Source organism: Fictibacillus sp. KU28468 (genome assembly GCF_026153615.1).
Lineage (GTDB): Bacteria > Bacillota > Bacilli > Bacillales > Fictibacillaceae > Fictibacillus_C > Fictibacillus_C marinisediminis.
In genome coordinates this window covers 731,581-744,438 of record NZ_CP110666.1, presented here as the reverse complement: position 1 = coordinate 744,438, position 12,858 = coordinate 731,581, and the positions used below count along the sequence as shown (strand labels likewise).

The following is a 12,858-nucleotide window of genomic DNA, read 5'->3' as shown; positions in this document are numbered from 1 at the left end:
GCTCTTTCGCTATTCCAAACAATCGAAAACGTACTTCCATTCGGTTACAAGAAATACTGCAATTCAACACGTGATCGAAAGAATGACCCCGGAACAATACCGAGGTCATGTCTCAATTAAACTTTCTATTTTTAAGCATACAGTTCACCATGAGTTGGTTTGCTTCATTTATGCATTACTTCTTCATTTTTATTAGCTTTTTCAATTTCCCTGTAATCCGGTTGATCATTGTAAACGACATGAGGGATACGTTGTTATTGCCCGTTTTATACAGATCAATGTATCGGTCATCGATACGGATGAGCTGAGGTTCAAAACGGTCAAACTGGGCGGCACTGATCCTTACATTGTCGTTGATCAGCCGGTAGTACAAATCATATGAGCCATGCTTCTCAAGAAAATACTTCCATGGAAGCTGGAACTGTGAATCATCGAGCTTCTGAAAAAAGATCTTTTCCTTTGATCGCCTGTCCCTCATAAAGAAACCGATATTGGTATTCCACCCTTTCGCATCAAGGAGGATCCTTTGTTCATCACAAGTGACTTGAGAGATTCGAAGATTAGAAATCAGCAGTGATAAGTTCCCCTTGCCCGTGAAATAAATCCTGTTATTGGCTTTCTGGTCTTCAATCGTGCTCTCCACCATCTTGCTGGAAACACGGAACATACTCTCGGTCCCATTGATATCAATAAACTCAACATAGATATCAAAGATACTTGATTCGTTTCGCCGGTCCACTTCTCCAGCAGCAGAAAAGCTTCCATCGCCGTTTTCCTCCAGCGGCATCACAATACGATCCGTGACGTCTGTTCTTGATCTGAGTATAACAGTAGCCGTTTCAACGTCAAAGACGTTCGGAATTCTTAACCCGCTTACGGTTAAGTGATGATCCGAATACTGAATGCTTCTGATTTTAACAAAATTCGCCAGCAGCACTTTAATACGATAAAATTCATCGGGAATTCGTTCTGAGCCATCCCTAAAAAAAGGCAGTGCCCAATAATAGTGATTGTTCTCCTCAACGATGGGGCCAGTCGGTTCCTCAGAGAGATAAAACAGCAATTCCTCTGTCAGGTCGTTTAAAATCATGTAGATATAAAGATTTCTCAGGACACCCAAGTCATTGTCATATACATCTTTTATGCTGCTTAACACGGCTTTTACTTCACGCAGATATACTTCTCTGAATTCCTCATCTTCTGCGATCCCTTTGATCGGAAAGAATAACCTGTCGATGTTTCTTTTCAGAAAAGCGGTTCTTAGTTCTTCATCCTGCAGGCTGTCGAAGTAATTCAATTGATGGTGAAGAGAGCTCATGCGGTCCAGAAAATTTTTAATATCATTCTTCATCTGGGTAATGGATTTGTTATCCGTCTCTTCCTCACGTTTTCTCCACAAATACACCGTGTCTGTAATGATATTGATCTTCTTCGCCTTTGTGAAGGCTTTATGAACCATCGGCCGGTCGGCATAAAGCATCCCCGGAGGCATAAAGCATTCATTATCAATCATGAAGTCGCGCTTATAGATCTTGTTCCAATAGAAACCATCGTAAAAGATATCGGGAAACTCAAGCAAATCGTTCATTTCCCGGCTGCTCTTCCAAACATCCCGTTCCCTTTTATAGATAATCTCCTTTTGAATGCCGTTCACAAGGATGTTCGGCTTTCCGATCACGATATCGGATTCTGTTTCTTTCGCTTTTTTATATAGTTTTTCATACGCATCCAATGGAACGATATCATCGGAATCCATAACAGTCACATACTCGCCGGTCGCACGCTTCATCCCGTTGTTGCCGGCAACCGCACCTCCGCTGTTCTCCTGATGAATGACCGTGATGTTATCGTATTTTTCTCGGTATTCTTCAAGGATCAGGTGGCTGTTGTCCGGGCTGCTGTCATTGACTAAAATAATCTCGATTCCTTTTAGTGTTTGATTGACCAGGGATTCCAGACAATCTCTTAAAAATTCTTCCGTATTATAGACCAGTACGACGACACTCAGTTTGTAGTTATTCATCTTCCTTCACCTAACTCGTATCTGATTATGCTGCAAATTTGATGGACAATCTCTGTTTCCAGTTCCGTATACATCGGCAAACATAAGATGCGTTCACTGACGGAAGAAGCTATAGGCATATCCTGCTTATACTCCGCATAACAGCTGAATTCTGTACACAATGGATAAAAATATTTTCTGGTAAATACGTTATAGTTCTTTAAAGACTCATGCAGCTGATCTCTTGTCTCCTGATCGTGCAGCAGAATAGGAAAGTACGAATAATTATGCTTCACATTCTCCATGGAATTCGGCAGATGCCTAATCCCTTCAACCGAACTCAAATGCTCGATGTAGGTATCGTGAACGAGTTTTCGTTTATGGATATCTTCATCAATGGTCTGAAGGTTGCTTAACCCCATCGCCGCCTGGAACTCATTCATCTTGGCATTCGTCCCCACATAGTCAACAGAATCAGGAGAAGTAATCCCAAAGTTTTTCAGCGCTTTTAGCTTTGGCGCCAAATCACCATCCCGGAACGACAGCAAACCTCCTTCAATCGAATGAAACACCTTCGTCGAATGAAAGCTGAACATGGATACATCTCCGTAATCGGCGATGCTTCTGCCGTTCACTTCGACCCCGAATGTATGCGCCGCGTCATAGATCACGGCCAGTTTATGCTTTTGAGCCAATTCTTCAATTCTCTCAAGATTGCATGGCAGCCCAAAAACATGAACTGCCATGATCGCACTCGTACGGCTCGTAATGTGCTTTTCGATCTGATCGGTATCGATCGTGAAGTTTTCCATCTCAATATCACAGAAAACAGGGGTCAATCCGCAGTTGACGATCGAATGGACCGTGGACGCAAACGTAAACGGCGTCGTGATTACTTCTCCTGTTATATTCAGTGCCTTGATCGCTGTTTCCAGCGCAAGATGGCCGTTCGTGAACAGCTCAAGGTGATTAATACCCAGGTATCCTCTTAAGCTCTCTTTAAAACGTTCATGCAGCGGTCCGTCATTCGTGAGCCACTGGTTCTCCCAGATTCCCTTAATATACTCCTGATAGATTTCGAAGTCCGGAAGCTTTGGCTTTGTCACATGGATCGGTTTCTCAATTTTTAATTCAGTAATCATATTAGTTTCTCCAGTCAATGAGACATTCAATGGCATCCAGGTCGAAAACAGGCATCCCTGTCACCTCTTTCATCATCTTCCGCTCGCTGTACGAGTCATCAATAAAAATAGATGGCTTATCATTCTTGATGTATTTATGTTTGTCATCCTCTTTGGTGATATGGACGATCTCACTGAATATGCTGTGATCTACTTTTAAATGAGTCAGGGTTTCCCTAATGTCCCTTGCATGCTTGGTGATGAGGACGAGTTCAATGTCCTTGTTAATGCACTGGTAGATGTACATCATGACCATCGGATTAATCTTCTCATCCTTCGTGATGGCATCATCAAAATCAATAAATACCCGTTCATACTCAAAATCCAGCGTGAAACGGTTAATCAGGGCACGGTCGACTTCAATTCTAAAATTGTTCTCAATTACATCCAGCTTGTACTCCTGACGGTCGAACAGGCTTAACAATGGAAAGTTGATTCCTTTGTTTCGGTACAAACTCATCGTGCCGGCGATTCTTGGCGAGATTTCCAAAAGTTTAAATTCTCCGTTTTTGTCTTCTTTCACCTGAAAGAACCATACACCGCGGAAGTTCAGCTTCTTGTTGATCTCTTCTGCCATCTTCCGGATGACAGCAGTCGGTTCCAGTGAAGCCGAGTTCACACTGATCCCGCTTTTGATCCTTTTTCTTTCGCGCATTCCGACGAACCGGAGTTCACGGTTAAAATCGGAAAAGCAGTCAATCGTATATTCCTTGCCCGGCAGATACTCAAGCGTAAGCAGATCTGCGTTTTTCTCTATATGGTACTCCAGTTCGCTGCGGTTTTTAGCAAGCGCAACGCCTTTTGAGCCTTGTCCAACATCCGGCTTCAAAAAGACCGGGTATTCTGGAATGTCGCCGACCGAACAATACATTCCGGGTACAAACGCAGAATCTGCAAAATACTCGTATGTTTTCTTTTTCGAACGACAGATTTCACATGTTTCTTTTGGAGAGGTAATCACTTCCGCCCCCAGTACATCCTGATGCTGAGCGAGCTTCAGGACCGCACTGTCATGGGCAGGAAAAATATAATCGATCTGATACTTCTTCACGACTTCATTGATGTAATCGATGAAATCTGGTGCATCAATGTTTGGAATTCCATCAATATAATTCTGATAAACATATTTCCCGTGATCAGAAACGCTCGAACCTCCAAATAGCTTATACCCCTTTACAAACTTTAGGGCATTGTTGATCTCCAGACCGATTTCTGACCCACAAGGGAAAACCAAGATATTCTTCTTCAAAACCGCCGACACCTCTTTTTTACGTCCGTTTTCTTAACCTTTGCTGCTCTTGAAAGTGGTTGATTTACGTTCCAGGCTGCTCGCTTTTACCGGCGTAAACGCCTACTTTCGCGGGGCGTGCGCTGAGCCACTCGGCGTAAACGCCTTCGTGTCTCATCTGTCACGCTACTCCCGCAGGAGTCTCGCACCTTGCACTCCAATCAACTTTCCAAGGAATATTATGGAAAAATGTTCCCGTTCACTTACTTGAAAACGAGTTCTGCTATTTTTTTCGCGGCATTCCCGTCTTCAAGGGAACAGTATTCATTATAGAAGTCCTCATATTTCTGTCCGTATTGCCTTTTCACGGAATTAATGTTTTGAATCGCCTGAATGAGCTCCGGCCCCGTACGGATGACCGGCCCCGGAAGATCCTTAGCCATATCCAGATAGAATCCGCGGATGTTGTCTTTGTACATTTCATAGTCATACGCAAAGAACAGAATCGGTTTCTTTGAATTGGCATAATCAAAGAACACGGAAGAATAGTCCGTAATCAACAAATCTGATAGGGTGTACAGCTCCTGGATGTCATCATATTTGGAAAGATCATAGACAAAATCTTTATACTTCGGATCAATTTCCAGCATATCTGATACAAGGTGATGCATGCGCAGAACGAGAACATACTCATCACTCAGCTTGTTATACAGATCATCGAGGTTAAACGGCAGTGTAAATGTATGGTCCCATGAATTCGCCATCTCATTGTCACGCCAGGTTGGTGCATAAAGGATGACCTTTTTGGAAGCCGGAATATTAAGCTTTTCCTTGAGCGACTGTGCATTGGATGGAGTATCCTCCTGATAAAAAATATCGTTCGCCGGATACCCTGCCTCTAGTACTTTCTTATCAAACTTAAACGCCCGTTTAAAAATATCGCTGGAATACTTGTTGGCTGCAACGAGATAATCCCAGTTTCGAGACTCGATATAGAAGTTTTCACGAGCGAGTGTTTCCGGTCCTTCAATCTCAATATCAAAGCCCAATTTCTTCAGCGGGGTACCGTGCCACGTCTGCAAATAAACGTTGCCTTCGCGCTTCCGGTGGATCGGCAGGATGATGTTGCTGACCCAGTACTTCGCACGCGCCAAAAACTTGTAATAGTCCTCGGAGCTGCGGTCCACGATGATTGGATTGCCTGGAATGCATTCCGGATTCGGACCCGAATAGGACCAAACGAAAATAAAGTCTTTGAACCTGCTGTTCCGAAGCATCTCTTCATAGATGTACTTTGGGTTTCCGGAATAGTTTTTCCCCAGGAAGCTCTCAAAGAAAACCATCTTGGTGTTCAGCTTTTCTCTTTCGCTCACTTCATTAAAGATGCTTTTTCCTTTGGCGATCTGATAGGTTCTCGCATACTGGTTCTTATCGGTATACCAGAGGGCCAGGCTGTTTTTCCCCATCGTCGCGTAAAGGACCGCCACATGCTGATCGTTCAGCTGTGCCGTTTCAAGGTATCGGTACTCTTCCCGTTCGTAGCTTCTGAAGCCCTGCGTGTTCATGATTTCACGGTGGATCAGGTTATTTTTATCATCTCTCAGCTGGAAAAAGACATCCCATCGCGAGTTCATCGCGAGGGCGCTTCTCAGCTTTTCAATAAACACCATGCCATTGAATGTGTACAAGTTGTCACTGCCTGGTTTTTTGAGTTCAAACTTATATCCGAAGCCTTGCCGTGTATCCCTTCTTACCAGCACCATTTCAACCGAAGCCGGCTTTATATCTTCCAAAGGTTCAACTTCTCCTGAAAGATAGAAGTTGCTTCCCATCGGCTTGATCTCATGAACGGTGCATCGGAACGACGTTCTTTCCGTCATCAATGAAATATTATTTCTGATCGTCTTGTAAAAACGGAACTTCTTCTTTCGTTCTTCATCGATATGTTCAAACAATGGAACGTCATGGTTGTGCGCGATCCTTGTCTGCAGCGTACGGTTGAACAGATAGCTCTTAAGGTAAAAATCAATCTTGCCGGTGTCGGACATTTCATGCAGCTCTGTCAGATCGATAGATGTCTTGTTCTGCTCGATTTTGCTCTGAAGCCTTCTGCCCGTTGCTTTATCCTTTAACACCAAATATTTTTTTCCCGAGAGCTGGCTTAACTGATCAAACGTAACATTCAGCTTGCTGTTGTCTTCTATTTCAATATGTCTGATTCGATGGCCAAGCATTAACTTTTTAATGGCCTTTTTTACAAAGACTTTCAATCATTCTTCCTCCCCTATACCGTTTCAATCGTTAAGACGGCGATACGTTAGAAGGAGCTACCCTGTAAGACAGAATACCCCCTTCACCTTTTTATTCCTGCACGTTTACATAGGTTTGCTGCTGATAGCTGCCGTCCTCTATGTTCTTGATCCAGTCTTGATTCGTTAAGTACCATTCAATGGTTTTAACAATGCCGTCCTCAAAGTTCGTATCCGGTACCCAGCCAAGTTCCCTTTTGATTTTTTCAGGATTGATGCCGTACCTGCGATCGTGCCCTTTGCGGTCGGTCACATACGTGATCAGCTTTTCCGAGATATTATCATCCACATGGGTTTGAAGATAGTGAATAATGGTCTTCATGATGTCAATGTTGGTGCGTTCATTGTGTCCCCCGACATTGTACACCTCACCCAGATTTCCTTTGTTAATCACCATATCAATCGCTTTGCAATGATCCTCTACATAAAGCCAATCCCTGATGTTCAGTCCATCTCCGTACAGAGGGAGGTCCTTCCCTTTAAGACAGTTATTGATGATTAGCGGAATAAGTTTCTCAGGGAACTGATACGGCCCATAGTTATTGGAACACCTGGTGATATTCACAGGCAATTTGTACGTATCGAAATAAGCTTTGACCATCAGATCAGAAGATGCCTTGCTGGACGAATACGGGCTATGCGGGTCGATCGGTGTACTCTCTTCAAAGAATCCGGCATCCCCTAAAGAACCGTACACCTCATCGGTGGAAACATGAAGAAACTTCTTTCCTTCTTTATAGAGATCATCACCCACAGACCAGCTTTTCTTTGCAAGATTTAAAAGATTCAAAGTACCCAGGACGTTCGTTTTCACAAAGACTTCCGGATCTTCAATGCTTCGGTCTACATGGGACTCAGCCGCAAAGTTTACGACATAATCGATATCATACTTGTTAAAAACGTCCTCCAGACTCTTATCGCATATGTCAGCCTGTACAAAATGGTAGTTAGGATTTCCCTCAAACTCTTTTACATTTTCTAAATTCCCGGCATACGTGAGTTTATCTACATTGATGATCTTAATGCTGTCATACCTGTTCAGCATATAATGGATAAAGTTAGCGCCGATAAACCCGGCACCGCCGGTAACTAAATACGTTTTCATCTGTTCACACAACCCCTTACTGTATTTCCGACAAGTGTCTGCTTCGATCGGTAAGACGAATTAAATATTTTCCGTAATCGGTCTTTTTTAAAGGCTCTGCAAGGGCAAGAAGCTGAGCTTCATTGATGTAGCCCATTCGGTAAGAGATCTCTTCAATACACGCGATATAGAGCCCCTGCCGGTTCTGTACAGCTTCTACAAAATTGCTCGCCTTCAGCAAGCTGCTGTGTGTGCCTGTATCGAGCCATGCCATACCCCGGCCGAGCACCTGCACTTTTAATCGGCCCTGTTTAAGATACTCCTCATTAATCGAAGTGATCTCCAATTCACCGCGGTGGGAGGGTTCTACCTTTTTTGCAATATTCACAACATCATTGTCATAGAAATACAGCCCCGGTACGGCATAATTCGACCGCGGATTAATTGGCTTTTCTTCTAATGCTACCGCATTGCCGTTGCTGTCAAACTCAACCACGCCATAGTCTTCTGGATTCATAACATAATAGCCGAAAACAAGCGCTCCATCATCGACCGATACGGCTCGTGACAGTGTCTCAGAGAACCCCTGCCCGTAAAAGATATTATCTCCCAGGACTAGCGCAACCTTATCTGAACCGATAAAATCTTCTCCTATAATGAATGCCTCAGCAAGCCCTCTTGGTTCTTCCTGGACAGCATAGGAAAGGGTTAGACCCAAGCCGCTTCCATCCGAAAGCAGCTCCCTGAACTGCCGTATGTCCTGAGGAGTGGAAATGATCAGGATCTCTTTGATCCCCGCCAGCATCAATACCGACAGCGGATAGTAGATCATAGGTTTATCATATATTGGAACAAGCTGCTTCGATATCGATTTTGTAATTGGATACAATCTCGTGCCTGAACCTCCGGCTAATATAATACCTTTCAATACTGCCACCTCTTTACGAATTTGAATTTTCAAACGAGATTAGAACCGAGCCCTGTGTTATTGACAGATATCGCTAAATCATTCGATATATTTACTAAAATTTTGAGGTTTTTCCATGAAAAAATATACCATATTTTCTGTTTTTTATATAGAAATAACTATTTTATGGTAATTTCGTACTAGTTTTATAGATCAGACGGCGTTATGTCAAAAAGCCATAAAATCGATTTAATGTGGTTCAGCAGCTTTGACTAGTTCGTCAGCAGCTAATTTGGTTTCCAAAGAATACTTGGCCATGAAAAAACTGCACCTCCCATTGTTAGTTGTGTCTAACATTGGGGGTGCAAACTTTCACATCGTAATTGTAAATATTAGGAGCGTATATAGGGACAATTTACTCGTTTAAACATTACTTAATATTTATGTTTATTTATAAAATAGTGTTATTTTTTTCCTATATATCTTGCGAGTAATAATTTCGATAGGAAATTGTTATATTTTACACTTATTTAAAATAAAGCAAATTATTTTCCATGTAAAATACTTCATATTTTTTATTATAGTGGTATAATCAATTAGTAATTTATACATGGGTCAAAAGGGGGATGCTTTAATGCATGCAAGATTAAAAAATGAAGCAGGGGTAGTAAAAGAAGTAAAAATTGGTTTTAGCTGGACAACTTTCTTTTTCGGATTCTTTCCAGCTCTTTTCAGAGGAGATTTGAAATGGGCAGCCATCATGTTCATTACTGGAGCATTAGCTGCAGTATTTACCTTTGGGTTTGGAGCTTGGATTCCTGGAATTATCTTTTCTTTCGTTTATAACAAAATCAATATAAAAGATCTGCTGGAAAAAGGATACCGTCCTTCAGATGAGCAAACACAGTCTGAGCTGCAAGCTCGAGGAATTATTACTTCTGCTCCAGCCGGGCAGAACGTTGGAGCGTAAAAAAGCTTTAGCTAATCACTTTATGTGATTAGCTTTTCTTATGGTATTAAAATGGAAGTTAAAAAGGGAGATCAAAAATGGGGATGTTTTTTGGGTTTACTAGTTTAATTGCTCTTTTTGTTTTTATAATATTAGCTCTTATTAGCCTGGTGAAGAAGAACGGAAAAGCTAAAAAGAATTTTGTAATTGCCGGAATCTGTGCTGTGATTTTCATAGTAGCTGTGTCTACAAGTGGAGCAGGTGATACAACACAGACCGCCAGTACAGATGACAAGGCAGTAAAAAAAGAGGCTTCAAAGAAAGATACTAAAGAAGAAAAAGCGAAGAAAGCGGAAGCTAAGGCTAAGGACGAAGCTAAACAGAAGGCTGCAGCAGAACAAAAAGCCAAAGAAGAAGCTAAGGCAAAAGCTGAAGCTAAACAAAAAGCCAAGGCTGCTGCTGAAGCTAAGAAAAAAGCTGAAGCTGCAGCAAAAGCCAAGGCGGCGGCAGCAGCAAAGCGTAAAGCTGATGCACTAAAAATGTCAGGTACGGGAGATACGGCCACAAAACAGTTTGAACTTGAACCCGGTTTTGTAGTATTCCAGGCTAAACATTCAGGCTCGGAAAACTTCATTGTTAAACTTTTGGACGAGAACGGCAATGATGTTGATCTCTTGGTCAATGCGATCGGCTCTTACCAGGGTAAACGGCTGGTTGCTATTCCGGACGGCGGCAAGTACATGCTTAACGTCAAAGCCAACGGACCTTGGACGATCCAGGGCAGTCAAGAGATTCCTAAAAAGGAAAAAGGCACAATTAGCGGTTCTGGAGATGATGTACGATTTGTACAAATGGATTCTGGAGCGCGTACCTTTACTCTCTCCCATTCTGGAAGTGAAAATTTCATCGTCAAGATCAACGACTCGGTACTGCTAGCCAACGAAATTGGCAATTATCATGGTTCCACTGTTGAAAACATACCAGAGGATTCCGTTTACGCCATCGGTATTCAAGCCAACGGGCCTTGGAAAATCAATATTAAATAAATTGTTACGAAGGGATAGAGAAAGATGAATATAAAGAAAATAGCATTAACCATTTTGTTAGCTTTTTCCTTGGGGACAATTTCAGAAGGGATTGTACTTCCAAATAATCTTAGTGCTGAAGCAGCAAATAAAACTGGAACGGTAACCTCTACAGTGAATGTACGCTCAAGTGCAACCGTTCACTCTAAAAAGATCGGTACAAAGAAAAAAGGAAGCAAAGTAACCATCCTTTCCACAAAAAATAAATTCTATAAAATCAGTTTTGGCAAGAACGGCGGCTGGGTTTCCGCGAAATATGTAAAGGTTAACAGCAGTAAAAAGAAAAAAAATCCGCCGGCCTGTTCACTAAGTGAATATAAAAAAATCAAGCTGGGTATGACGCTTAAACAAGTCCAATCTATCATCGGAAGTAAAGGCAAGCAGGATTTCCACTACAGTGATGGTGATTACACTTACAGCGATTATGAATTTAAAGGAAATGCCGAATATAGTCTTGCTTATATCTCGTTTGAAAACGGGAAAGTAGAATCAAAAATGCAAACAGGATTAAAATAAAAAGGAAGGAAGCCGGGCTTATGGCCTGCTTCCTTCCTTTTTGTATTCCATCGATTATGATCTGCATTCCTCTATTTCTTCAGTTCCTGCATTCCGCTTTGCTTCAACGTTTCATTTTTCAGCTTAAAACGCAAGATACGCTCGACAGCTTCATCAATCCGCTTTTCTGAGAGCTTGTGAGATTGTACAGCCGATAAGATCCCATTGTACACTTCTTTCTGGCTTTGCAGCGTATGGCAGACAAGCAGCAGGTCGGCCCCTGTTTCGACCGCTTTATAACCCAGATCTTCATTGCTGTAATATTTATGTACGGCTCCCATCTCCAAGTCATCCGTCACAACAATCCCTTTAAAGCCGAGCTGCTTGCGCAATAGGTCAATTTTGATTTTGGAAGACAAGCTCGCTGGATTCTCCTGATCATAGGCAGGATACTTGATGTGTGTCACCATTACAAAAAACTTATCATTATCCATTTGGTCAATCATGGACTTAAACGGGTAGATATCGCTGCTTTCAAGTTCTTTCTTATCCGCTTGCACCGAAGACGTATCCTTATGAGGGTCAATGCTGCTTCTCCCATTACCGGGAAAATGCTTGACCGTGGCTGTTATGCCCCCATCCGTAAGACCTTTAATGACCTGCGCCCCATAACTGCTGACAAGCTTTGGATCTGATCCGAATGATCGAGAATCCTTATCCGAAATATCCAGAACAGGCGCAAAGTTTACATTCACTCCCATGTTCAGCAGCTCTTTGGCAGTAGTGGATGCTTGATGATAGACCGCTTGCGGGTTCCTTTTCACTCCCAAATCATGCTGAGAAGCTTTAGGTGCCACCTGGTCTCTCATGCGGACAATCAGGCCGCCTTCCTGATCAATACTCACCATGAGTGGAATCTGCAGAGGATTTTTCATAGCCAGGTTTTGCAGCTGGCTGTTCAATTCTCCCACTTGCTGCTGGTTCTTCATGTTCCTGTCGAACAGAATGATCCCGCCGGCATGATAGTCTTTGATCATCTCGGTAACTCCGCTGTCAACTTCCTGCCCAGGAAGCCCTACCACAATCAGCTGGCCGATTTTCTCTTTCAATGTCATGTTCTTAATCAGATGATTTACTTTTTCATCAAGATTTTCTTGTGTAAAAAAAGTAACCTCTGGCTTTTCTCTTTGTTGATCTGCTGGTTTATCGTCAGTTTTAATTGGTTTCATGGAAGGCATCGCCTCATCCCGCTGTTTTTCAGGCTGAGCCTTCTGTTCATCCTGCCCATTTAATAAGTAGACAGCACCTGCCAGGCAGACCAAGATGATTAAAATACTCCAGGCAAGTCTTCTGCTTTTCCTTTTTCGCCTTCTCATTGTACGTTGGAATCCCGCTTTTCAAGATGGGCCTGATCGAGTTTCCATTCGCCATCTTCATAGACAAGATCCCATTCCCCGCCCCATTTCTGTAGTAATGTATGTCCGTTCTTCATTTTATCATAGGATGTCATTTCTACATATGCTGTTGCGGTATCTCCGTCCGTAAATACATCTTAATTTATTAACCATTACAAAAGTCCCTCACAAAGTGGTCAAACAAGGTATATATACTCATTAAA

The 12,858-nt window shown here is 42.5% G+C and carries 11 protein-coding genes; 3 read left to right on the top strand and 8 right to left on the bottom strand.

All coding sequences use genetic code 11. The annotated features are described in order from the left end of the window. Positions 1 to 175: 175 nt before the first annotated feature. The 6 genes from OKX00_RS03765 to rfbA all read right to left on the bottom strand — a co-directional run bounded on the left by OKX00_RS03765 (position 176) and on the right by rfbA (position 8,732). Positions 176 to 2,023, bottom strand: coding sequence for a glycosyltransferase family 2 protein (locus tag OKX00_RS03765; protein ID WP_265409484.1), 1,848 nt, complete (start codon positions 2,021 to 2,023; stop codon positions 176 to 178). Next, complete coding sequence (locus OKX00_RS03760) at positions 2,020 to 3,144, bottom strand: DegT/DnrJ/EryC1/StrS family aminotransferase (RefSeq protein ID WP_265409483.1); 1,125 nt, start codon at positions 3,142 to 3,144, stop codon at positions 2,020 to 2,022. Before OKX00_RS03760 ends, OKX00_RS03765 begins: the two co-directional genes overlap by 4 nt. 1 nt (position 3,145) lies before the next feature. Further along, a complete protein-coding gene (locus tag OKX00_RS03755; RefSeq protein ID WP_265409482.1) occupies positions 3,146 to 4,432 on the bottom strand; it encodes an ATP-grasp domain-containing protein in 1,287 nt (428 codons plus the stop codon). A 242-nt stretch (positions 4,433 to 4,674) separates the two neighbouring features. Then, positions 4,675 to 6,681: a CDP-glycerol glycerophosphotransferase family protein gene (locus OKX00_RS03750; protein ID WP_265409481.1), complete on the bottom strand. Its 2,007-nt coding sequence runs from the start codon at positions 6,679 to 6,681 to the stop codon at positions 4,675 to 4,677. Positions 6,682 to 6,772: 91 nt separating this feature from the next. Then, positions 6,773 to 7,825, bottom strand: coding sequence for a dTDP-glucose 4,6-dehydratase (gene rfbB / locus OKX00_RS03745; RefSeq protein WP_265409480.1), 1,053 nt, complete (start codon positions 7,823 to 7,825; stop codon positions 6,773 to 6,775). A gap of 16 nt (positions 7,826 to 7,841) precedes the next feature. Then, entirely contained in the window at positions 7,842 to 8,732 is an 891-nt protein-coding gene (gene rfbA / locus OKX00_RS03740; RefSeq protein WP_265409479.1) for a glucose-1-phosphate thymidylyltransferase RfbA, read from the bottom strand. A 613-nt stretch (positions 8,733 to 9,345) separates the two neighbouring features. On the opposite strand from rfbA, the gene OKX00_RS03735 reads away from it, so the two are divergent. The 3 genes from OKX00_RS03735 (at position 9,346) to OKX00_RS03725 (ending at position 11,261) form a co-directional block, all read left to right on the top strand. Then, on the top strand, positions 9,346 to 9,681 hold the full coding sequence (locus tag OKX00_RS03735; protein WP_053356895.1) for a hypothetical protein: 336 nt from the start codon (positions 9,346 to 9,348) through the stop codon (positions 9,679 to 9,681). Between the two features lie 77 nt (positions 9,682 to 9,758). Further along, positions 9,759 to 10,706, top strand: coding sequence for an O-antigen ligase family protein (locus OKX00_RS03730; RefSeq protein WP_265409478.1), 948 nt, complete (start codon positions 9,759 to 9,761; stop codon positions 10,704 to 10,706). A 24-nt stretch (positions 10,707 to 10,730) separates the two neighbouring features. Beyond that, entirely contained in the window at positions 10,731 to 11,261 is a 531-nt protein-coding gene (locus OKX00_RS03725; RefSeq protein WP_265409477.1) for an SH3 domain-containing protein, read from the top strand. 71 nt (positions 11,262 to 11,332) lie between these two features. Here the strand turns inward: OKX00_RS03725 and OKX00_RS03720 are convergent, their stop codons facing one another. Together OKX00_RS03720 and OKX00_RS03715 are read right to left on the bottom strand one after the other, a co-directional pair. After that, positions 11,333 to 12,616, bottom strand: a complete 1,284-nt coding sequence (locus OKX00_RS03720; RefSeq protein WP_265409476.1) for a glycoside hydrolase family 3 N-terminal domain-containing protein — start codon at positions 12,614 to 12,616, stop codon at positions 11,333 to 11,335. Next, positions 12,613 to 12,750: a hypothetical protein gene (locus tag OKX00_RS03715; protein WP_265409475.1), complete on the bottom strand. Its 138-nt coding sequence runs from the start codon at positions 12,748 to 12,750 to the stop codon at positions 12,613 to 12,615. Before OKX00_RS03715 ends, OKX00_RS03720 begins: the two co-directional genes overlap by 4 nt. Between the last annotated feature and the right edge of the window lie 108 nt (positions 12,751 to 12,858).